Source organism: Saccharospirillum salsuginis, from assembly GCF_014651855.1.
GTDB classification, from domain to species: domain Bacteria; phylum Pseudomonadota; class Gammaproteobacteria; order Pseudomonadales; family Natronospirillaceae; genus Saccharospirillum; species Saccharospirillum salsuginis.
On the sequence record NZ_BMXR01000002.1, the window covers coordinates 586,885 to 610,828 of the forward strand.

Here is a 23,944-nt window from a genome sequence, read left to right on the forward strand (position 1 = left end):
GCGACTCAACCGGGCAACTCATCCGCCACCCGAGTGCCGGAGCGAAGCAGAGCCTCGAACCGATCCTCCGGCAACGGTCTGGACAAGCCGAATCCCTGGGCGACATCGCAAGCGGCCTCTTTCAAGGCGTTGAATTGGCCTGAGCGTTCGATGCCTTCCGCTACCACTTCCTTGTCCAGTTGGTGGCACAGGGCAATGATGCCGGAGACCATGCCCAGGCTGCCGTCGGTCTGATCCAGGTCGCGAATGAAACTCTGGTCAATTTTCACCAGATCAACCGGCATGCGCTTCAGGTAGCTGAGCGAGGAGTAGCCGGTACCGAAATCATCCAGAGCGACCCGAACCCCGTTTTCCCGGAGCAGTTTCAATTGTTCGATGGCCTTGTCCGGCTTGTTGATCAGAACGGATTCCGTGATCTCGATGCACAGGTTTTGAGGGGATGGCAGGCTGGTGATCATGTCCGATATCTCTTGAGCCAGGCCTGGGTTGCCATCGAACTCAATCGCCGACTTGTTGACCGCGATGTAAAATGACCCTTCAAGCATCGAGGACCATTGCGCCAACTTGGCTATGGCTTCGCGAATAACCCAGCGACCCACTTCGTGGATCAATCCGAGATTTTCCAGGATGGGTATGAAATCGCCCGGGGACACAAAATACCCCTCCGGGTCTTTCCAGCGCAGCAGAGCCTCGGCACCGACGATTTCACCCGTACTGATTCGATAAAGAGGCTGGTAGTACAGCTCGAATTCCTGGTTCAGGGTCGCTTTCTTGAGTTGGTTGCCCAGTCGATGGCGTGACTCGGCTTCGATCTGGATCTGCTCGGTGAAGAAGTGATAATCGTGCTTGCCTGAACTTTTCGACACATACAGGGCCGCGTCCGCGTTCTTCAGCAGCGTCTCGATCGTGTCCCCGTCCTCGGGATGTATCGCGATGCCGACGCTGGCCGACAGTTCAGCGGAATGCCCCTTGACCTCGTAGGTTTTCGACAGGACCTCGATCAAGTGCTCCGCGAACTCGGGTAAGTCCATATGCGGTTCATCGAGCCGTGTCAGTATGCAGAATTCGTCGCCGCCGAATCGGGTAACAATATCCGATGGGCGGACGCTCGACCGGATCCGCCTGGCGGCTTCCTGCAGAACCAGATCGCCTGTCGTATGCCCCAGGCTGTCGTTGACCGTCTTGAAATTGTCCAGATCGATAAAAAGGATCGCCAGGGACTCGCTCGTGCGATGGTTTTCCTTGATGGCCTGTTGAGCCAGCTGGTTGAACAGGTATCGGTTGGGGAGTTGGGTGAGTTGATCATAATTGGCGTAGTGCTCGATCAGATAGCGGTTCTTTTGCTGTTCATCCGCTTCCAGCAAGCTGGCAACGTAGCAGTAGGTCACCTCATTGGCGTCCGACAACGCCTTTATGTTGAGAATGTAGCTGTTCTTCGATGCCTTCGATGCCAGTATGAAGCCTTCGAACCGTCGCTCGCCAATAACCGTCAGGGCCCGATCGGGCAGTTTGTTGATGGTTTGTTCGGGCGTCTGGAACAACGAACTGAGTTGCATGCCGACTAACTGACCCGACGATTGACGGTACAAATCGGAACTGGCTTCATTGGCCGCCAGTACCCGGAAGTCGGCGTCCAGGATCAGGGTGGGTTCATGGGTGCGTTGAAAGACCTCGGAGGTCAACTCCAGCCGCTGCCGGAGTTGTTGCTCGGTGGTGTTGTCAATCAGGGCGACCATACTGCCTATGATGGAATTCGAACCATCCTTGTGATCGCGAATGGGGTGAATCGACAGCTGATAGAAGTGGTTTTCGTGTGCGATTTCGCTTTGTGCCGGTTCACCCTGGTTCATGACCCGTCGGACCTGGTCGGTCAGCCCCTCTATCGGGAGTTTTGGCGACAGGGCCGAGAGGTTGGTGGCGCCCCAGGGCCCCAGATTGTGAAAGTATTCGCACGATTTCTGGTTGTAGTTGAGAATATCGAACTTGAGGTCGACCACGATGACCGCTTCGACCAGGTTCTCGATCAGACTCTTCAATTCACTGTTGATGGTGGTCAGTTCGACCGTCTTTGCCATCAACTCGTCATTGACCGTGGTCAGTTCCTCATTGGTAGCCTGCAGCTCTTCGTTGGTGGTTTCCAGTTCTTCGTTGGTGGCCTGGAGTTCCTCATTGACCGCCAGGGTATCCTCGTTGAGAACCTGAAGCTGGGCGTTGGAACTTTCCAGTTCCGAAATGACGCTGTCCAGATCCTGTTTGGTAACCAGTAGTTGTTGCTTGAGCGTTCGCACCTCGTCGCTGTCACGTTCACTGGGGTCCAGCGACAATACCTGTTCCCCCGTGAGGTATCGTTCGAAAACCATCAGATAGCCACTGATACCCTGTTTGTCGAGGGCGGTTATGGTCAGTCGAATGTGCCGTTCGTCTTCCCGGTCCAGCTCGATGGGCGAAGAACTCACCGTCTGGTGCGACTTGGTGGCTTTGATCAACAAAGGTCGCAATTCATTGCGCAACTCGGGAATGAGCAAATTGTAGATGGTGAATTTGGTGCCACCCTTACCGACCGTCAGAAACGGGGAACAGTCGCCGAAGAAATGTTCGATGTATCCGTCGTCGGAAAACAGTACAGCCGCCGGCTGGTAGCGTTCACTCAGTATCGACCGGGCCATGTCGGCCAATGCGCGGGTCGGGCCGTCGGGGTGGCTGCCGTCGATGGTCATGCCCACGGCCGGGCTGGTTTTCAGATTTTGCTTCAGCCGGTCTGGCAGTCGTGCTTTCCCCGGCAGACGACGAAACAGCTTGCTCTTCTCGCTGACTACTTTAAACAGGGATTTTTGCTGCGTGATGGACTCGGATCGACCCAGAAACAGCAAGCCATCGTGTTTCAACGCATAGTGGATGATGCTCAACACCTGTTTTTGCAGTCTCGGTTTGAAGTAGATCAGCAGATTACGACAGCTGACGAGATCGATTCCGCGCAGTGGCGGGTTGCGTATCAGATCGTGGACGGAGAATACGATACACTCGCGCACCTCATCGGACAGTTGAAAGCCGTCCTTGACACGCGTGAAGTACTTCTTCAACCAGCTTCGTTCCAGCCTGTAAACATCGGGAAGCAGGTAGAATCCGCGCCTCGCCTTTTTGATGTTGTCTTCGCTCAAATCGGTCGCGAATACTCGAAGCCTGAAATCCAGGCGGTGTTTTTTGATCAGTTCCATCGCCATCATCGTGATGTAATAGGCTTCTTCGCCGGTCGAGCACCCGATAACCCAGATGCGAAAGTCCTCGTCGGGGTTGTGACCGACCAGGGACTCTTCCAGGCAGTGGTTTAACTCGGAGAAGGCTTCCGTATCGCGGGCGAAGTGAGTGAAGGAAATCAGGATGCTGTTTGCCAGCGTTTCCGCTTCCAGGTCGTCGTGCTCGAGGTGAGCCAAATAGGCTTCAAGATCGGGAAGCTGGAGTTCGGACATCCGGCGTTGAATCTGTCGACTGAGAGTGCCTTCCTTGTAGCCACTGAAGTCCAGGTCGGTTTGCTGATCGATATAGGTAAGAACCCGTTGAAACAAGCCTCGGTTCTGTTCGATTTCGCTCTGCTGGTGCCTGTATTTTCGCCATTGCTCCAGGAGTTCCGGCAGCTGGCGCCCAATGGCTTCCGGACTCAATACATGCTGGGCGCAACTGTCGGCTACCGCTGTCGGCATGGACTTGAACTGGGCGGTTGAGGGGTCCTGCGCGATGACCAGGCCATCCCGGGCAGAAACTTCCTGGCAACCATGAAGGCCGTCCGAACCCGCACCGGATAGAATGATGACCGCGACTCGATGGCCAAAGTGCTCTACCGCCGAGGTCACCAGCAAGTCGATGGACGGGGTCGGCAGACTTTCAATGGACGGCAGGGTTGAAAACCGGTGCTCCCCGGTGATGACCGTATTGGAGCTGGAGGGCAGGACATAGAGATGGCCGGATTCGATGGGCATGCCATCGTCCACTACCCGGATCGGTGACGGACTGGCATCCTTGAGCAGTTCGGGGATCAGCGTCTTGTGCGTCTTTTCGGAGTGCTGAGCTAATATGATCGGATAAGGGAAGTCCCTCGGAAGCTGCCTCAGGCAATCCGCCATGGCGTGGAACCCGCCCGCCGAGGCCCCCAGAATGACCAGGTTCGAAGGCGCTTGGCCTGTTTGCCCCATTGTGACTGCTCCCCGTCATTCCGGCTACTCATTGAAGGGTACAGTCTAGCTTGCGCTCTATGGGCTGGCAAAGACCCACCCCGGAATATGATGGTGCGCCCTGTCCGGGATAATACGGGCGGCTGGTTGTTCGAGTGGGCACCGGGCAGGACGCCGCAGTGCCTCCTCATTCCGTTCGACGTTACTTGACCTCGGTCAGGCGCAGGTAGGAACGCACTTCCTCCCAGCCCTGCGGGAACTTCTCTTTCGCTTCTTCATTGCTGACCGACGGCGGGATGATCACCCGATCGCCTTTTTGCCAGTCGGCCGGAGTGGCGATGCCGGCCCGGTCGCTCAGTTGCAGCGAGTCGATCACACGCAGGATTTCGTCGTAGTTCCGGCCGACGGACATCGGGTAGGTCATCGTCAGGCGGATTTTCTTGTTCGGATCGATGATGAACACGCTGCGCACCGCCGCAGTCTCGGACTCGTCCGGGTGGATCATGTCGAACAATTTGGCCACTTTCAGGTCCGGGTCGGCGACGATCGGGAACTGCAGGTTGGTGTGTTGGGTGTCGTTGACGTCCTCGATCCACTTCATGTGTTCTTCGGTGGTGTCGGTGGACAGACCCAGCGGCTTAACATTCCGTTCGGCGAATTGATCGGCCAGTTGGGAAGTGCGACCCATCTCGGTGGTGCAGACAGGGGTGAAATCCGCCGGGTGGCTGAAGAAGAAGCACCAGGAATCGCCAATCCACTCGTGAAAGTCGATTTTGCCCTTGGTGGTATCCACTTGGAAGTTCGGTGCGGTATCGCCTATGTGCAGACTCATGTTGATGTCCTCTCATGTCTCGGTTGTTGATCCAGTCTTGAATCGTTGTCTCTCTGGATACTCCTTAATATATTAGTAATATCTAATATAACAACCGGTTTGTATCCTATGGCCATCATAGTCGCCGGCAATGAAAGGATCTTGACTCACGTCAACAGTGCCGCGCCCAGGCCGATCACCAGCGAAAGCGACATGGGGATACCGACTCTCAACCCCAGGCTCCGGGAGCCGATGCCGGCGGCCATCAGTGCCTTGACCAGGTTGTTCACGGATGCGGCGATGATGATGCCGAGCGTCGCCGTGCTCATCGCCAAAGAGTCGTTGGACAGGCGGGTCAATGACAGGGTGATGGCATCGACATCGGTGATACCGGATGTGGCCGCCAGCAGATAGATACCGGCATCGCCGAGCCAGTCCTTGAGCCAGGTTCCAAGCAACAGTATGGCGGTCAGCAAGGCACCGAACAGTAGCGCCGATTTGAGGTCCAGCGGGTTCTGGTGCAGTTTGGGGTTCTCCACCCGGGTATCGGCCCGGTGCCGTCGCCAGATGATGATGGCCGGCGCGTACAGCAGGGTAGCCATCAATACGACCGGCAGGCTGATGTCGGCCAACAGGTCGGGGTTGATCAGTGCGCAGTACACGAGGATGCGCGGAAACATGGTGCCGCAGGCGATCAGGATACCGGCGGCGAGCAGCGGGTTCAGCCCGGGAGTGCGCTTGGAGAGCTGGGAGAAGTGCAGTGTCAGCGCCGTGGACGAACTCAGCCCGGCGAACAGGCTGGTGAACAGCAGCCCTTTCTCGGTACCGCCGACGCGCATGGCGAAGTAGCCGACAAAGGACACCGAGGCGATGAGCACCACTAGCCACCAGATCTCATAGGGGTTCAAAACACCGCCCGGGCCGAAGCCCTGGTCCGGCAGAATGGGCAGCAGGACCACGGTGATCAGCAGCAGCTTGAGGCCGGCATCCAGCTCGTGGGCCTCCAGTTTTTTAACCAGGGTGTGCAGCGATTGCTTGTTATCGAGGATCAGGGTTGTGATGACGGCGGCGGCCGAGGGCAGGGCGGGGTCCATGACCATCACAGCGGCCCCGAAGCTGAACGTCAGCATCAATCCGATCATGCCGGTGATGCTGAAATCCCGAAATTCCATCGCCTGCATTCGATAACCCATCAAGGCCAGGCCGGCCACGACCAGAAAGGCGACGGGCAGAACCCAAACCGTGACCTCTTGCGACAGCAAGGCGGCGAACCCGCCCAACAAACCAACCAGCGCATGCGTGCGGATACCGGCGACCCGGCTGCCGGCCTCCCGGTCGCGAGCCTGCCAGCCCCGCTGCAATCCGATCAGGGCGCCCAGCAGAAGCGCCAACGCCAAGTGAAACAAAGTGGTGTTGTTGGTAATCAGGTCGTTGGTAAGCGCATCCATTAATGAGCAGCCTTCGTCTGTGATCAGGCTCCTTCGGACTCGTGGACCGGGAGTACTGACAGGGGAGTCACATCCCGCCATGTTAGCAGCCTTTGTCTTCAAGCTGTTAAGCCGCGTCTTTCCTGCCTTCCCGGCCGAACCATGGTGCATTTGCACCACAGCCAAATTCAGACCCTTGCTTTAGGGTAAAGGATTGAGAGCGACGCTGTGTCGTGAAACCGGTACGGAGACAGGAAATCATGAAAATACTCAGAACGAACCCTTTGGTCACCGCGATGTGGGCGGCCATGATGTTGGTCATTGTGGGTGGTTGTCAGCCCTCGGGAAGCGATGATGGTGGCGATACCGACAGCGGAGATGCCAGCAACGACAGCTCGGACGACAGCAATACCGACGGCACCGATACCGGCACCGACAGCGGATCCGGTGACACTCTCGCCCGACTGGATTGGAGCGCGGAAAACCCCTTACCGGGCGGCTATGCCTTCAACGACGTGATCGCCGCCCAGGGCCAATTTGTCGCCGTCGGCGACAGCGGGCTGATTCTTGTCACCACGGACGGTCAAACCGGGTCTTTCAAGAACGTGAACGGCGATTACGACCTCCAGGCCGTGGTGTTCAACGGCAGCCAATACGTCGCCGTCGGTAACAAAGCCTACTGGGTGGTCGACAATGATGCGGCCGATTCGGCGATCTTCACTAGCAGCGATGCCCAGAGCTGGACCCAGGTGGATCCCGGCGACATCGGTGAACTGAACGACGTAACCTGGACCGGCAATGCCTTTCTCGCGATGGGCGAAGCCGGCAAGCTGACGCGCAGCACGGACGGTTCGAACTGGACGGTCGAGACCGTCGCCACCACCGAATCGATCGATGCCCTGCATTGGGACAGCACCCTGGGCTTTGGCGCCGCCGGCGGACAGGACGTGATCTATACCAGCAGCGACACCACGACCTGGACAGAGCAATCCACCAGTACCGTATTTGAATTCGTCTCCAACGGCAGCCGCATGATCGGTCTGGGTGGCATTGGTTTAATTTATTCCAGTACCGATGGCGTCAATTGGGAAAGCGATTTCTCTGGCAATGGCACCATTAGCACCATGCGGGGTGCGGATTGGTCGGGAACCGACCTGGTCGTCGGTGATCAGAACGGCGATATCGGGGTCCGTACGCCGGGTGACTGGAGTGGCAGCACCGACCACTGGAGCAGTACCGCCAGTGGCGTAAACGAATCGCTGAACGGCCTGGCTTATCTCAACGGCACCTACCTCAGCGTGGGCGATGGCAGCGCCATGCTGACCGCCACCGACCCATCCAGTTGGACTCTTCATTCCAGCGATATTGTCGGAGGTGTCGATCTGAACGGTATCGATGGCAACGGCAGCGGTGTGACCGTCGCCGTCGGGGACAGTGGCTGGATCGCCACGGCCGACTCCGCCAGTTCACCCTGGACGGCCCAGCAACTGACCGCTCAGGCCCAGAACCTGAATGATGTGGTCTGGACCGGTACCCAGTTCGCCGCTACGGGCCGATCGCAAGCCAGTGGAAGTAGCATCACCGAGGATTCGATTGTCATCCTCACCAGCCCGGACGGACATACCTGGAACGAGTTTATTGTCGACGGATCGGCCTTGGGCGACGCCCGCGTCGCTGGTCACGACGGCATCGTAGCGGCGGTCTCACCCACCGGACATGTGGCCGTCTGTGACACCAGTTGCACCGAGACGGATCTGAACAGCCTGCCGCGCAACATCGAATGGGCCGGAGACCGGTTCATCGTGGTGGGCGATGCCGGCCTGTTCAAGACCAGCGCGGACGGCCAAAGCTGGAGTAACGGCAACAGCCCGACCGGAAACGGCATGCAGGCCATGGCCTACGGCAACGGCACCCTGGTGGTCGGCCAGAACATCGCCAACACCAACAAGGTGTTCGTCACCACGGACCTGTCGACCTGGGAGACGGTCGAAGTCACCGATCCGGATTGGTCGAATCTGCGCTGGTTGCGTTATGAAGACGGGGAATTCGTGGGTGGCACGAACGGCTTCCTGTGGACCAGCCCGGACGGCAAGCAGTGGAGCAAAACCGCGCTGCCGCACCAGACCTGGGACGGTACCGCCAAGGGCTCGGGCTATCTCGTCGTCGGCAACGACGGTCGCATCATGCACGGCGACTGAGCCCCGCCAACACGGATGTACCGCGCCGGCCGAGCGGAGGCCCGGTCAGGCGTAGGCCGACAAGGTAATCACCAGCCAGGTGGCGATCAGCAGAGTGCAAACGGACAGTACGGTCGCGGCATTCCGGGTTTCGATGTTCATCATTCCCCTCCGGTTTGGAAAAGACACAGCGTTGTGAGTGACAGTCTTGAACCGGGGCGTCCTTGTCGGCACCAGGAATCCGCCAGAACGCAACCCTCGCGATTAAAGTTAGAACAGCTCTGCGGGTTGTCAACGCGAGCCGGGCCAACCCGTTCGAAGGCTGGCCCGGCGCATGTCGGTCAGTCGACGTCGGCGGTCAGGGAAACCCCGGAATAGCCGCTGTATGCCCGAATACTGATGTACCAGGTCCCGGCATCGGGGGTATTGAAGGTACATTCTTCCTCGTTCCCCCAGCGGTAGGGGCGGCAATCGAAAGCCGAGGTGGTCGGTTCCGAGCCGCGACGAACATAGAGATCGGCATCGCCCGAACCGCCGGATATCGTGGCGGTCAACTGATCCGCACCGGTACCGACGTCGAGGGTGTAATGCCGCCATTCGCCCTCGTTGCCGTCCAGGTTCGATTCGTTGATGCCGTCTGTCGACCCGTCTCCGTCGGAATCGCCACCCGGAATGCCATTGAAGTGTTCCGAAACCTCCGGCCAGATTTCAGCGATCAAAACCCCCTGATTCGGGCAGCCACCGAAGTGGTGCAGGGCGATGGCTTTGTTGGACGAGGCCGCCAAGACCGCGGACCCGGAACTGCCACCGATGGTGTCGCACATATAGCCGGTGTCGGTATCGATACCCCGACCATTGGTAACGGCGACGTCGATCCGGCACAGACCGCCGCTGTTCTGGTCGCTTTCGATCGACAGTTCTTTCGGATTACCGGAACCGTGTTGCGGGATATAAATGCGTTCGCCTTCGTTGGGCAGCCGTACATCCAGACCGTAATAACCGAAGTCCGATACCTGCTGGAAACCGCTCAGAGTGAACAGGGTGTAATCCAACTCGTAATTGGTCTTCAGCAAGGTGTTGCCGGCAACCTTGGTGACGGCTTCCAGGGTGTTGCCGTCGCATTGGGTGTGCTGGTAGTTGAACCACACTTCGGCGGCGGCGACGCCGGACTGGGAGGCGACACAGTGGTTGTTGGTGAAAACCCGGTTTTGCTCGCCCACACGCCAGGCGGTGCAGAGGCTGCCGTTGACCAGCAATCGGGCGGTGGCTCGAGAATGGTCGTATTCGGTGGGGTGGCTGTCCTGCCAACAGGCGACGTCGCGGCGCTCCATCTGGCCGCAGGTTGAAAAGCCCTGGGCTCCCGAGGGTGCGGAGAACCGGCGTTCCAGTTCCGCCTCGGAATAGCCTTGCCAGAGATAGTCAACCGCGACGCTGTGATTCGCCTTGACCGTTGTTGCCTCGGGCCGATGCACGGTTACGACGGCTGTGTCGCCGGTGATGGACATGGGCGAGAACCGGTTTGTTCCCCGGTCGCCTTCATCCCGCGTCAACAGATCCCGATCCGACGGGGAGGCGCCGTACCGATACAGTTCGGTCCCGCTTGGGTTGCTGACGGTTACGAAAGCCCCGGCCGGTAACTCGAATTCACTGAAATGCAGCTTGATGAAACCGGCGCCGGAACGATGAAACGTCTGCCTGATCGGTCCGGACCGGTTCAGGCTTTGCGGGTCGAGCAGTTGTGCCCGAATGGGTACTTTATCCGCGACCCGGATGGACTCGATGGCTTCCACTTTGTCGTCGGCATAGGTATGTGCGGTGGTGCCCAAAGCGACCAGCAAGGCCAGACCACCGATAAAGAGTGAGGTTATGGGTTTTTTATGAGTCAGATACATTGATCCCTCCAATGTTGTCGTTGTTATGACAGTGACTGCCGAACCGGGCAGATAACTGCGATCATCCCTGGAGTGATTTCAGTTGCGTTTTTTCTCCTCTGTCCAAAGTGCAAGGAGAGACCCTAGACGAGGAAGCCGAAAACGCAATGTGGTTGTTTTTACAGTGTGAACTCGTACAGGGCGACGGCTGGACTTGCGAATTCGCCAGGACCCGTTACCTTTCTGGGACGCATGATGAAAGGACCGTCTCAATCATTGCCCCAATGGAGCGTCCCATGAACCGCATTCCCCATCGCCTCGCCTGGCCGATTGTTTTGGCCCTGGGTGTGTCCGCCTGTTCCGAAAAAGCCACCGTGCCGGATTCCGCCGAAGTCGGACCGAACCCGGTGTTGCCCGAGCCGAAAACCTCCATTGTTCCGACCGTCAACCCGGCCAAGGCCGTTGGCTGGCCCGAAGGACAGCTACCCGAACCAGCGGAAGGGTTGAGTGTCGGTGTCTATGCCAATCGACTGGATCACCCGCGCTGGCTGTATGTCCTGCCGAATGGCGATGTTCTGGTGGCCGAATCCAACGCACCCGAAGGCTCGGGCGGTTTTTCCGGCATCAAGGGCTGGATCGCCGGGTTGATCATGGACCGTGCCGGCGCCGGCGTGCCGAGTGCGGACCGCATCACCCTGCTGCGCGACGTCAATGACGATGGCATGGTCGACTTGCGCACGGTGTTCTTGGACGACCTGCATTCTCCGTTCGGCATGGAACTGGTGGGCAACGACCTCTACGTCGCCAATACCGACGCCCTGATGAAGTTTCCCTACCGGGACGGGCAGACCGAGATCACCGAACCCGGCACCAAGGTCACCGATCTGCCGGCCGGCGAACTGAACCACCACTGGACCAAGAATGTGATCGCCGGTCCGGAAGGCGAGCGGCTGTATGTCACCGTCGGTTCGAACAGCAACGTCGGCGAGAACGGTATGGCGGTTGAAGAAAACCGCGCCGCTGTTCTGGAAGTGAACCCGGATACCGGCGACTTCCGCGTCTTCGCCAATGGCCTGCGCAATCCGGTTGGGCTCGCCTGGCAGCCGCAAAGCGGCGAACTCTGGACCACGGTCAACGAGCGCGATGAACTGGGCGACCATCTGGTGCCGGACTACATGACCGCCGTCCACGACGGCGATTTCTACGGCTGGCCCTACAGCTATTGGGGCCAAAACCTCGATCCGCGCGTTAAACCACAACGGCCGGAACTGGTCGAGACCGCCCTGGAGCCGGACTACGCCCTGGGTGCCCATACCGCCTCCCTGGGGCTTGCGTTCTATGACCACGATCGGATGCCTCAATACCGCAACGGCGCCCTGGTCGGCCAGCATGGCTCCTGGAACCGCAAAATCCACAGCGGGTACAAGGTGATCTTTGTGCCGTTTGAGAACGGGGAGCCGGCCGGGCCGCCTCAGGATGTGCTGGCCGGCTTCCTCAGCGAAGACGAGGAAGCACTGGGTCGCCCGGTGGGCGTGGCCGTCGCCAACGATGGTGCCATTCTGGTGGCCGACGACGTCGGCAATATCATCTGGCGGGTGGTACCGGACTCATAAACCGGCGGCTCGGTGCCTGACCCGGCGCTGTCACGTTTCATAGTCAATTACTATTGCTGTTGTCATAAAGATAAATTTTCGCTTTTTCAGATACGGGACTAGTCTGGATCCCGATGACGCATACGACGTCAGCCAAACGGCGCCGACAACAATCGGCGCGACAATCGAGACGGGCAGCATTCAGCGCCGTCGCCCGAATACAGAAAGATCTGGGTCAACTCGCAGGGCGTAACCGCCCGTACGCTTTGGCTCCAGACCTGACACGCAGTCATGAACGGGAGAGTGATATGACAGACAACAATGCACAATCGGCCGGCAAATGCCCGGTGATGCACGGATCCCGCACCAAGCAGGGTAGCCGCGGACCCGGTAACCACGACTGGTGGCCGAATCAACTGAACCTCGCCATCCTTCATCAACATGCGCCCAGCTCCAATCCACTGGGCGAAGCGTTCGACTACGCCGAAGCGTTCAAGTCGCTCGACCTGCCCGCGGTCAAGAAAGACCTCGAAGCCCTGATGACCGATTCCCAGGACTGGTGGCCGGCGGACTATGGCCACTACGGACCGTTTTTCATTCGCATGGCCTGGCACAGCGCCGGTACCTATCGCACCGGCGACGGCCGTGGCGGTGCCAGCACCGGCAACCAGCGCTTCGCCCCGGTCAACAGTTGGCCGGACAACGGCAACCTCGACAAGGCCCGCCGCCTGTTGTGGCCGATCAAGCAGAAGTACGGCAACAAACTGTCGTGGGCGGATCTGTATATTCTGGCGGGCAACGTCGCACTCGAGTCCATGGGCTTCAAGACCTTCGGTTTCGGCGGTGGAAGGGAAGACATCTACCAGCCGGAAGAAGACATCTACTGGGGTGCCGAAGAGGAATGGCTGGCCACCAGCGACAAGGCTCACAGCCGCTACTCCGGCGACCGGGATCTGGAAAACCCCCTGGCCGCCGTCCAGATGGGTCTGATTTATGTGAACCCCGAAGGCCCGGACGGCAACCCGGACCCGCTGGCCTCTGCCAGGGACATCCGCGAGACCTTCGCCCGCATGGCGATGGACGACTATGAAACCGTCGCCCTGACCGCCGGTGGCCACACCTTCGGCAAGACTCACGGTGCCGGCAACCCGGATAAGGTCGGCCCCGAGCCGGAAGCCGCCCCGATCGAGGAAATGGGCTTCGGCTGGAAGAGCAGCCACGGCAGCGGCAAAGGCCGTGACACCATCACCAGTGGCCTGGAAGGCGCCTGGACGCCGACCCCGACCACCTGGGACATGAGCTATTTCGATGTCCTGTTCGGCTACGAATGGGAACTGTCCAAGAGCCCGGCCGGTGCCAACCAGTGGGTGCCGAAAGGCCTGGCCGACAAGGACAAGGCCCCGGACGCCGAGGACGCGCACACCCGCGTCGGCATCATGATGTCCACGGCCGATATGGCGATGCGCGAAGACCCGGACTACCGCAAGATCTCCGAACACTTCCACAAGAATCCGGAAGAGTTCGCCGACGCCTTCGCCCGAGCCTGGTTCAAACTGACCCACCGCGACATGGGCCCGAAAGTCCGCTATCTCGGCCCGGAAGTCCCGGCCGAAGACCTGATCTGGCAAGATCCGGTGCCGGCGGTCGAGCATGACCTGATCGGTGACGCGGACATCGCCGAACTGAAAAAACAGATTCTGGCGAGTGGTCTGAGCACTTCCGAACTGGTCTACACCGCCTGGTCATCCGCCTCGACCTATCGGGATTCCGACAAGCGTGGCGGCGCCAACGGTGCGCGCATTCGCCTGGCGCCCCAGAAGGACTGGGAGGCCAACCAGCCCGAGCAGTTGGCCAAGGTCCTGAAAACGCTGGAAGGCATCCAGGAAGCGTTCAACGGCGCCCAGAGCGGCAACAAGCAGGTGTCATTGGCGGATCTGATCGTCCTGGGCGGTAATGCCGCCGTCGAACAGGCCGCCAAGGCCGCCGGTTACAATGTCGAGGTTCCGTTCGCACCGGGCCGGACCGACACCACCCAAGAGTTGACCGACACCGAATCCTTCGAGCCTTTGAAGCCCGAAGCCGACGGTTTCCGCAACTATCGCCGCACCGCTTTCACCGTCTCCGACGAGGAAATGCTGGTCGACAAGGCGCAGTTGCTCGGCCTGAGCGCACCGGAAATGACGGTACTGGTCGGTGGCCTGCGCGTGCTGGACGCCAACTACCAGGGGGCCAAACACGGCGTCTTCACGGACCGTCCAGGCACACTGACCAATGACTTCTTCGTCAACCTGACCGATATGAACACCGAGTGGAAGCCGACCGGCGCGGACGCCGATGTGTTCGAAGGGCGGGATCGCAAGACCGGCGAAGCGAAGTGGACCGGCACCCGGGTGGATCTGATCTTCGGGTCCAACTCCCAGTTGCGGGCCATTTCCGAGGTCTATGCCCAGAGTGATGCCAAAGAGAAGTTCGTGAACGACTTCGTCGCCGCCTGGAACAAGGTGATGAACGCGGACCGATACGACCTGGCCTGAACGGCAGGACGCAAACCGAACCAGCACGGCCCCTGACGGGGCCGTGTTTTTTATGAATTTGACTCAGGTTTCGAGCGCCTTGGCCAGGTGGTCGCCAATGCGCCGTATGATCTCGACGCGGGCAAAGCGTTTATCGTTGGCCGGTATCAGATGCCAGGGCGCCTGTTTCGAATGCGTCCGATGGACCAGGGTGTTGACCGCCTCAACGTAAGCCGCGCGCTTCTCCCGGTTGCGCCAGTCTTCCGGGCCGATCTTGTGGCGTTTGTGCGGCACCCGTTCGCGTTCCTGAAAACGCCGCAGCTGCTCATCATCGTCGATGTGCAACCAGAACTTGATCACCAGATGGCCCGCTTCCGTCAATTGCGCCTCGAAATCGTTGATTTCCGAATAGGCCCATCGGCACTGCGATGCATCGATCAGATGTTCGACTCATTCCACCAGCACCCGCCCATACCAGCTGCGGTCGAATATCGCCGTATCACCGGCGCGCGGAATTTCTCGCCAGAACCGCCAGAGATAGGGGTAGCGTAGCTCTTCGCTATTGGGCGCACCGATCGGAACGACACTGACCAACCGGGCGTCGATGCCCTGCAGCATTCGACGAATCACCCCGCCCTTGCCGGCGGCATCGAACCCCTCGAACACCAGAACCGGACTGCGCCCGGCATCGAAGGCTTTCCAGGTCAGATGCTTGAGTCGATCCAGCTCCGCATTCAACTGCGCTTTGTAGTCCGCTTTCGAGAGCGACGGGTGCGTGCACAGTTCACTTAATGGCGCCGGAGTCTCTTTGGTGAGCCTGTCAGAGCTTGGAGCGTCGATTTCCGGATCGGTTTCCCGGGCCTCACGCATGGCCTTGAGCAACAAACGCCCCACGGTAAGGTCGCGTTCGACCGGATCGTCGCAGTCAACCGACAGCCAACCGGTGGGGGCATTCGTATGATCCATTAAAATGTCGGCACGCTGAACCAGCGTATCCCGGTGTGCCAGCAATTGTTCATCGGTCGGTTCCGCCTGCCAGTGACCACCGTTATCGGGCCGGGCTTTCTCGATCGCCTGATGTTGCGCGATCGCGGACCGGGTTAGCCAGAGCTTCAACACCGAAACACCCTCGCGCATCAGTTGGCCTTCCAGCAGCCGCAACCGGGCCAGGTGTTCCGTGTCTTCCTCACTGAGCCTCGGCCCGTCGTTCGCCAGCAGAGTGCCGGTGTACCAGCCGTTTACGTAGACCCCGATGCGACCGCGAGCGGGCACCGTGCGCCAATACCGCCACAGGCGCGGATGCAGATAGTCTTCCTCGCGCTTGCGGCGGAAGGCGTGAAAATCCACACCGCGCGGATCCAGCCAATTGCCCAGCACATTGGCCACCTCGGCCCGGCTCAGATGCTCCGGCGATTCCAGCACCACCGCCATCGCCCGGTTCGCGGCGCGCAATTCACGTTGTTCGCGCAGCAGGGCGGCGCGCAGTTGTCGGGTTTGCTTCGCGGTGTCGGTCATTGTTCAGTCCGGAAAACCGGTCGAGGGGGCCGACCGGATACAGAAACGGGAAAGTGCATTACCATGGGGCGTTCGAACCGTGGAAACCTGTTCTCACTATAGCAGGGCGGAAACGGAGGGATGGATTCGAGAGCCTTTTATTCATGCACAAGCCGACCGTATTGAACACCGAATACCGATTGTTGTTCATCATCAACATCATGACTCCAACGCAGCTCATGGACTGCACATCACCGCTATGCCGCTGTATCTGTTGCAGGAACTGGATACATCGACCGATTTGCCCGGCCTGTTGCTTGGGCTGACTGCCGCCGTGGAACTGCCGGTCATGCTGATGACGCCACGCTGGACTGCCCGTTGGGGCATGGTCCCCGTACTGGCCGCCGGCATGGGAGCCGCTGTGCTCTATTACCTGGGCGTGTATTTGGTGCAAGAGCCGATTGGCTTAATGGCACTGCAACTGCTGAACGGATTCTTTTTTGGTATTTTTGTCGGACTGGGCCTGACGGCCGTACAAAACTACCTGGTCGAACACAGCGGATTCGCATCCGCCTTCTACACCAGTGCACTGAGAACCGGCAGTATGGTGGGGACGGCCTTGGCCGGGGTGCTCGGCCAATACCTTGGATTTCATAATGCTTTGTTGGGCAGTGTGACCTTGGCCCTGGGTTCAATGTTGTGCCTGGGGCTCGTCTGGCTGAAACCCGATGCCGGACCTGCAAAGCTCGCGCCCGCGAGCGCATCGACCGAAACGGAGACGGTATAACATCATGAACTCACTTCGAACCGCATTGACCATTTTGATTGCCGCGATCCTGGCAGGATGCGCCTCCCATGGTTTCGACCAAGGCTACCTTAATGATGAATTGGCTGTGGCCGGCCTCGACCAGACCGAGGAAGATATTCAACGCATTATGGATCTCAAGCCCGCACTGGGGCGACCTTTTTCGCTCGGTATCTACTATGAGGACTATTACGGTATCCATGCCAAGAAGGCCAAGGGCATCATTATGGACAATCTCATACCCATGCTGCAGCAGTTCAAGGATGCGGGCATTCTGGAAGACTACTTCATCATCAACAACGGCACGGTGCGCGAAAACAACCTGAAGGAAGTCCGCATTGCGGCCGCGCGCCATCACGCCGACGCCATTCTGATGATCGACTACTATCGGGATTCCGACCGGTACCTGAACCCCTTGGGAATCACATACCTGACCATCGTTGCCGGCTATTTTATTCCGGGTTCAGAGGTGGAAGCCATCGGCGCCATTTCCGCCACAATGTGGGATACGCGCAACGAATACCTCTACGCCACATCCTACAACGATGAGTTATTCCACACTCGCGGTCCCGCTTTCATGTTGAATAACAATGACATTGAGCTAACGGCGCTGGAAAAGGCTGTACCGGGCTTCATGAGGGACCTGAGCAGTCGGTTAGCCAACATGTTTGTTGAGCCGGACAGTGGGTTTGAGCCGGGTTTGGGGTACTTAGAGGAGAAGGGAACTGAAGAAGCTGAGAAGTGATGTCTGAATATTGTGGGAAATTACCCGTGAAGCAGAGGCTAACTCTGCTTCACAGTATCGACTATCGCTAAAATCCTTTTCCTGTCTTTTTCACCGACCTTGCTGAAGTTTGCGATCACTCGGGCAAGATCATCGTCATCGCAATATAAGTAGGCTACCGGAACACCCAGTACCTCACATAGCTTGGCTACGGTAGTGGCATCCGGATGATGCTTGCCTTTTTCATACTGATTCATGCGAGGGCTGGCGGACGAAGGATCAAACCCAGCCTCGATTCCCAGCTGCTTTTGAGACATTCCTTTCTTTTCCCTTGCTTCTCTGAGCCGCTTTGTGAACGTGTTGATGTCGCCTTCCCCAACTGATGACCCGTAATTACTAAGAGCTTCTTAGTTTTTGGGTTGATCGAATACTAAGGATTCCTTAGTATGCTAAGAAAGTCTTAGACATTGGCGTTCGCTTTTTCATTTGCAGCGAAGCCGATTTGAGGAGGGACAGATGGAAAACACCCCGGAAACGCATGAGATGACGCTATCAAGCCCGGAAGATGGGTTGATGATTCACCCAGATGTGAGGGCTATGGATCCAGACATGCTGCAAGGCATTCTTTGCCGATCGAAAGCACTGTTGAGCTTGTTGAGCAGTTATTTTGAAGCGCCGTTAGAGCAACGTGGATTTAAGGTATCGGATCAAATAGTGAGCAACACTCTTTGGCAGCTTAACGGAAACCTTGAACTCATAGAGGCAGTAGTGGGGCGCACTGATTCGAATCAACCGTTGCCCCAACACAGCGATTGTGAATAGGTGCAACAGCGTACTTTAAGGGAGGTGGATTGTAGTAAGCCTTGGTTTACCCGCCATTGAACGATGATATAGTCTGATTTGACGATAGAGGCAAGTATGGGCAGTCAGGTCGAGAATCTATGGGAAACCCAGGTAATTTCAGCTTTCTGGCGGAGCATGACCCTCTATTCGTGGAATTGGCCACGGCCGCCGAACGCGCGTTCGCGGGTGATCCGAACACCACGTTGATTAAGCTGCGGCAGTTGGGTGAGGCGATGGCCCAGCATCTGGCGGCCAGTACGGGCATTGAATGGAATGAACGGACGAGTCAAGCCGACCTACTGTACAGCCTCAACCGGGAGCTGAAACTGGAGCCCACCGTCCGTGAGATGTTTCATATCCTGCGGGTCGAGGGCAACAAGGCGACCCATCAATTCAGAACCAAGCACCGAGAAGCCATGTCCGGGCTGGTCGTGGCGCGGAAGCTGGCCATCTGGTTTCACCAGTCTTTCAGCAAGTCTTCGGCGTCATTCAAACCCGGCCCTTTTGTTCCCCCGACGGACCCCAGTGAACAGCTCAACAGCCTGCAAACCGAAATCGCCAAGCTCAAAACCGAGCTGCAGCAAGCCAGAATCGATCTCGATTCCAGCCAGCAACTCAATGACCTGATTGCCAGGGAGAAAGCCGAATACGAAGCGCTGGCTCTGGCCATGGATGAAGAGTCGCGCCGGTTTGCTGAGCAGGCTCAGTCCCACGAGCAGGCCCTGGCCGAGCAGGAACAAGCCTATGAGGCCAAAATTCAGGCTCTGCAGGCGCAGCTGAACGCTCAGGATGTGCAGCAACAGGCCAAACAACGCCAACAGATCAGTCAAAAGACTCAAGCCGCCACACAGCACATTGTGCTCGATGAAGCGCTGACCCGCGTACTGATCGATCAGCAACTGACCGAATCCGGCTGGCAGGCCGACAGTGAAGCGCTGACTTACAAAAACGGAGCCCGGCCGCAGCCGGGTAAAAACCTGGCCATTGCCGAATGGCCGACCAAGTTGAACGGCGAACCGGGGCGAGCTGACTATGTGCTGTTCGCCGGGCTGACGCCCATGGGAATCGTTGAAGCCAAGCGGGAAAACACCAATGTCGCTGGTAAAATCGGCCAGGCCGAGCGATACAGCCGTGGCTTTCAACTGGATGCCACAATGCGCGGTGCCTGGGAGCAGGCAGGGCTGACCATCGCCTGGCCGGACGAAGCCGAAGGCCACTACATAATCCCCTTTGTCTATTCCTGCAACGGGCGGCCGCATGTGCCGCAGTTGGCCGAGCAGTCCGGCATCTGGTTCCGTGACGTTCGCCATCCCTCCAATACCAAACGCGATCTGAAGGCGTTTCATTCACCCCAGGGATTGTTGGATCAACTCAATCGCTCGCTGGAAGATGCCCAGCGAAAGCTGGAGCAGGAACCTTTCGGTTACCTGAAACTGCGTGATTATCAGCGTAAAGCCATCGAAGCCATTGAGCTGGCACTCGCCCGAGGCGATCGACGCGCCCTGCTGGCCATGGCTACCGGTACCGGTAAAACGCGGACCATCATCGGCCTGATGTACCGCTTCCTGAAAGCCGAGCGGTTCAAACGCATCCTGTTTCTCGTCGACCGCAGTGCGCTTGGGCGGCAAGCGCTGGATGTCTTCAACGAAGCCCCATTGGAGCAAAACCACACGCTGTCGAAAATCTACAACGTGGCGGAAATGGGTGACATGGTGGCGGAGGCTGAAACCCGGGTCCAGGTCGCCACCGTGCAGGCCATGGTCAAACGCGTGTTCATGAGCGATGACCCGCCCCCACTCGATCAGTTCGACTGCATCATCATCGACGAAGCCCATCGGGGTTACACACTCGATCAGGAACTGACCGAGGGCGAACTGGCCACGCGCGACACCAGCCAGTACCTGTCGAGCTACCGCCGCGTGCTCGACTACTTCGACGCCGTGAAAATCGCCTTAACGGCCACACCCGCCAAACACACCAGCGAGATTTTCGGCAATCCCGTCTTCACCTATTCCTACCGTGAAGCGGTCGCCGACGACTGGCTGATCGATCACGAACCGCCGATTCGCTATAAAACCCTACTCAGCGAGAAAGGCATTCAATTTGGGAAAGGCGATGAGGTCGAGGCCATCAATACCCAGACGGGCGAAGTCGAAGTCGCCGAGCTTGAGGATGAACTGAATTTCGAGATCGATGCCTTTAATCGGCGAGTGATCAACGAGAACTTCAACCGGGTGATCTGCGAGGCCCTGGTGCACGAGCTCGACCCCTTCGGCGATGAAAAGACCATGATCTACTGCGCCACCGACCTGCATGCCGATATGGTGAAGCGCTTACTCGATGACGCGTTCAAAGATCTCTACAACGGCGAATACAACCAGGCGGCGGTCGTCAAAATCACCGGTAAAAGCGACAAGGTCGACCAGCTAATCGCCCGCTATAAAAACGAGCGCTACCCCAGCATTGCCATCACCGTCGACCTACTCACCACCGGCATCGACGTGCCGCCCATTTGCAATCTGGTGTTCCTGCGCCGGGTGAAATCCCGCATTTTGTACGAACAGATGATTGGACGTGCCACCCGCCGCTGCGACGAGATTGGTAAAACCGTCTTCCGTATTTACGACCCGGTCGACATCTACGCGGCACTCAACGATGTCAACACCATGAAACCCCTGGTGAAAGACCCGAACATCACCCTGGAACAACTGGTCGGTGAGCTGACCAACCCGGAACAGCTGGAGCGCGCCTTGAACGCACCCGGCGACAGTCCGGATCAAAGCCAGGCCGATGTCGTGCTCAGCCAGCTCAGCCAGAAGGTGATGCGCGTGCTGCGCAAAGCCGACAAGAAAGCGGAAACCCGCCCCGAGGTGAAGCAGAAGCTCAATGAGCTGCAAGACCTCTGGGGTGTCGAGCCAAAGCGCCTTCACACCCATCTGCACGACCTGGGGCCGAAACAGGCGGCCCACTTCATCACTCAACACAATGGCTTGCTGGGTCAGCTGGCGGAAGTGAACCAGTATCTGGGCACGGACAGTCAGCCGATCCTCTCCTACCACGACGATGAATTGGTTCACCGCGAACAGACCTACGGGGTCCATGAAAAGCCGGCCGATTATCTGGACAGCTTCAACCACTTCATCAAGGAACAGCTCAACCAAAGCGCCGCCCTGGCCGTCGTGGTCAACAAACCCCGCGACCTGACCCGCGAGCAGTTGAAGGAGGTCCGTCTGCTGCTTGACAAGGCCGGCTATACCGAAGCCAAGCTGCAAGCCGCCGTACGCGGTGAAACCAACCAGGACATCGCCGCCAGCATCATCGGTCACATCCGCCGGGCTGCGCTGGGCGAGCCACTGGTGCCGTTCGAGCAGCGTGTGGCCCAGGCCATGCAGCGGATCTACCAGAACCACAACTGGACTCCAGCCCAGCGTAAATTCCTCGAACGCCTGTCGAAACAGCTGGTGCACGAGGTCATCATCGACCGCGACTTTGTCAACAACCGCTTCAGCCTTAAGGGCGGCGCCAAGCAATTCGACAAGATGCTGAACAATCAGCTGGACGAGGTATTGGACGAACTCAGCGAAGCGATTTGGCCATCAGAGTCGGCTTAAGGCAGGTTAAAGGGTAAATCGGCTTGATATATGCCTCGCAAAACACCAGAATCAACAAATAATTGTTGATTAAGCAAGAATATGATTAAAACTCTCACGCTCAGTAACTTCCACAGCTTTGCCGATGAAGCCATAATCGATTTCAGCCTGGGTAAAAAGCCCACGCCGTCCGGTTATGACATTCAGGTTGGCGAAGGGCGTTACAACAAGGCGATCGCCGCCGTGGGTGCCAATGGTTCGGGCAAAACACAGTTCCTGAAACCATTGGCATTCCTGAATTGGTTCGTAACGCAATCGTTTCTGAGCAGTGATCCCGATGCGGATATTCCCTGCGAGCCCCATAGGCTGAATACGGGTCAGCCGTCACGTTTCGAGCTTGAGTTCTGCCTGAATGGTCGGGATTTCCGTTATGAACTGGAGATTCTTGATAACGCCGTCGTTTTTGAAGCTCTGTTCGAAAAAACCAGTACGCAATTTAGCTATCTATTCAAGCGGGAAAAGGTCGAGCAAGGCTACCGATTCCGACAGAAAGGCTTTCCCTTTCCCAAAGCCCAGGCTGAGAGGATACGAGGTAACGCCTCTGTGTTAGGCGCCGCCCACAGCTACGACGTATTGGAAGCAAAGCCCTATATCGAGTTCTTTGAGCGTATCGTGACCAATGTTGTCAGCAGTGGTCGCCGCCCCTTTGAACACAGCCGTGTGTTTCAGGTGGCGGAACACTTGTATAAACAACCGGCACTGCTGGAAAAAGTATCCAAGGCGATGTGTCAATTTGACCTCGGGCTGGCCAGTGTTGTGATTCGAGAGGGCATCGGTCGGGACGATAACGGTAAGGAACAAACGCTGTATGTACCCTTTGGTATGCATTCCACGGAACAGGGTGAACAATTCGAATTGCCTTTCTTTCAGGAGTCCAGCGGCACACAATCGGCGTTTGTGCTGTTGGAACCCATACTGAGGACACTGCAACAGGGCGGTATCGCCGTGATCGACGAGCTGGATAATGATTTGCATCCCCATTTGGTCCCGTACCTGCTGGAATGGTTTGAATACGAACACACCAATCCACACCAGGCTCAGTTGATTTTTACCTGTCATACGCCGGAGGTCTTGAACCTGTTGCAGAAACACCAGGTGTATCTGGTCGAAAAGCGCAATCAACGCAGTGAAGCCTGGCGTCTGGACGAGATGACTGGACTGAGAGCCGATGACAACCTGTATGCCAAATACATGGCGGGCGCCCTGGGTGCCACGCCGGAGCTTTAGTCACGATGGGTGCTAGACGAAAGCGGCAAAGGCCATTGCGTCATGCGGCCAAAACGGCCTTGTTGGTGGTCGGCGAAGGCCCGGACGACCAGGCCTTCATCAAGCACATGAATCGAGTGTTTCGGGATGACAGCACCGGTATTCGGGCTACCGTCCAGAAAGAATCCGGCGGGTCTCCCGAGAACATCATTGCCAACACCCTCCGAAAATACAAAAACGGAGCATACGAACGCCGATTCATCGTGCTGGACAGTGATGTGCCTGTATCGGACGCAAGCCAAAAAGAGGCTGAAAAAAAGGGGTACACTTTGATACTGTGGGCACCTCTGTGCCTTGAGGGGGCTTTGCTGGACGTGCTTGGAGAATCCTTCCGGCCGGGCGAAACCAGCCAGAGCATGAAAGACCGGTTGCACCCTCGTTTGAAAGCGCACCATACCGAACCCGAAGCCTATGAAGACCTGTTTCCAAAGCCGGTGCTGGCCGATACAACCAATGAATCGGTAGTATCGGTACGCAAGGCCCTGACCGGACAGAAATAGCCCGAATGAGCCGAACCGCCAGTAAACACTGTCTTTGAACCACCCAACCTAAAATAACGAACAGCCTTAATTTATGTTCGGCGCCAACTTAAAATAAGAACTCAT

14 protein-coding genes and 1 pseudogene are annotated in these 23,944 nt (G+C 57.9%); 9 read left to right on the forward strand and 6 right to left on the reverse strand.

The window, feature by feature from the left end; all coding sequences use genetic code 11:
- Positions 1-5: 5 nt before the first annotated feature.
- The 3 genes from IE111_RS05725 to IE111_RS05735 form a co-directional block, all read right to left on the reverse strand.
- Positions 6-4,187, reverse strand: a complete 4,182-nt coding sequence (locus IE111_RS05725) for an EAL domain-containing protein (RefSeq protein ID WP_189607531.1) — start codon at positions 4,185-4,187, stop codon at positions 6-8.
- A gap of 181 nt (positions 4,188-4,368) precedes the next feature.
- A complete protein-coding gene (locus IE111_RS05730) occupies positions 4,369-4,998 on the reverse strand; it encodes a peroxiredoxin (protein WP_189607532.1) in 630 nt (209 codons plus the stop codon).
- A gap of 146 nt (positions 4,999-5,144) precedes the next feature.
- Positions 5,145-6,425: an MgtC/SapB family protein gene (locus tag IE111_RS05735; protein WP_189607533.1), complete on the reverse strand. Its 1,281-nt coding sequence runs from the start codon at positions 6,423-6,425 to the stop codon at positions 5,145-5,147.
- A gap of 239 nt (positions 6,426-6,664) precedes the next feature.
- Here IE111_RS05735 and IE111_RS05740 point away from each other — a divergent pair, with 239 nt between their 5' ends.
- The gene (locus IE111_RS05740) at positions 6,665-8,602 is read left to right on the forward strand and encodes a beta propeller repeat protein (protein WP_189607534.1); all 1,938 of its coding nucleotides are present in this window, start codon (positions 6,665-6,667) and stop codon (positions 8,600-8,602) included.
- 320 nt (positions 8,603-8,922) lie between these two features.
- Here IE111_RS05740 and IE111_RS05745 read toward each other — a convergent pair whose 3' ends face one another.
- On the reverse strand, positions 8,923-10,473 hold the full coding sequence (locus tag IE111_RS05745) for a serine protease (protein ID WP_189607535.1): 1,551 nt from the start codon (positions 10,471-10,473) through the stop codon (positions 8,923-8,925).
- Positions 10,474-10,748: 275 nt separating this feature from the next.
- On the opposite strand from IE111_RS05745, the gene IE111_RS05750 reads away from it, so the two are divergent.
- On the forward strand, positions 10,749-12,065 hold the full coding sequence (locus IE111_RS05750) for a PQQ-dependent sugar dehydrogenase (RefSeq protein ID WP_189607536.1): 1,317 nt from the start codon (positions 10,749-10,751) through the stop codon (positions 12,063-12,065).
- A gap of 287 nt (positions 12,066-12,352) precedes the next feature.
- Entirely contained in the window at positions 12,353-14,578 is a 2,226-nt protein-coding gene (gene katG / locus IE111_RS05755) for a catalase/peroxidase HPI (RefSeq protein ID WP_189607537.1), read from the forward strand.
- Positions 14,579-14,641: 63 nt separating this feature from the next.
- Here the strand turns inward: katG and IE111_RS05765 are convergent.
- Positions 14,642-16,072 (reverse strand): annotated as a pseudogene (locus IE111_RS05765) (polyphosphate:AMP phosphotransferase).
- Between IE111_RS05765 and IE111_RS05770 the strand changes: the two are divergent.
- Together IE111_RS05770 and IE111_RS05775 are read left to right on the forward strand one after the other, a co-directional pair.
- A complete protein-coding gene (locus tag IE111_RS05770) occupies positions 16,062-16,838 on the forward strand; it encodes an MFS transporter (RefSeq protein WP_189607539.1) in 777 nt (258 codons plus the stop codon). The pseudogene IE111_RS05765 and the gene IE111_RS05770 overlap by 11 nt on opposite strands.
- 4 nt (positions 16,839-16,842) lie before the next feature.
- A complete protein-coding gene (locus tag IE111_RS05775) occupies positions 16,843-17,601 on the forward strand; it encodes a hypothetical protein (RefSeq protein WP_189607540.1) in 759 nt (252 codons plus the stop codon).
- 38 nt (positions 17,602-17,639) lie between these two features.
- Here IE111_RS05775 and IE111_RS05780 read toward each other — a convergent pair whose 3' ends face one another.
- Positions 17,640-17,945, reverse strand: coding sequence for a helix-turn-helix domain-containing protein (locus IE111_RS05780; RefSeq protein ID WP_189607640.1), 306 nt, complete (start codon positions 17,943-17,945; stop codon positions 17,640-17,642).
- A gap of 151 nt (positions 17,946-18,096) precedes the next feature.
- Between IE111_RS05780 and IE111_RS05785 the strand changes: the two genes are divergently transcribed.
- The 4 genes from IE111_RS05785 to IE111_RS05800 all read left to right on the forward strand — a co-directional run bounded on the left by IE111_RS05785 (position 18,097) and on the right by IE111_RS05800 (position 23,839).
- Positions 18,097-18,402, forward strand: coding sequence for a hypothetical protein (locus IE111_RS05785; RefSeq protein ID WP_189607541.1), 306 nt, complete (start codon positions 18,097-18,099; stop codon positions 18,400-18,402).
- A gap of 119 nt (positions 18,403-18,521) precedes the next feature.
- A complete protein-coding gene (gene hsdR, locus IE111_RS05790) occupies positions 18,522-22,034 on the forward strand; it encodes a type I restriction-modification system endonuclease (protein ID WP_189607542.1) in 3,513 nt (1,170 codons plus the stop codon).
- A gap of 81 nt (positions 22,035-22,115) precedes the next feature.
- On the forward strand, positions 22,116-23,300 hold the full coding sequence (locus IE111_RS05795) for an AAA family ATPase (RefSeq protein ID WP_189607543.1): 1,185 nt from the start codon (positions 22,116-22,118) through the stop codon (positions 23,298-23,300).
- Between the two features lie 5 nt (positions 23,301-23,305).
- The gene (locus IE111_RS05800) at positions 23,306-23,839 is read left to right on the forward strand and encodes a hypothetical protein (RefSeq protein WP_189607544.1); all 534 of its coding nucleotides are present in this window, start codon (positions 23,306-23,308) and stop codon (positions 23,837-23,839) included.
- Positions 23,840-23,944: the final 105 nt, after the last annotated feature.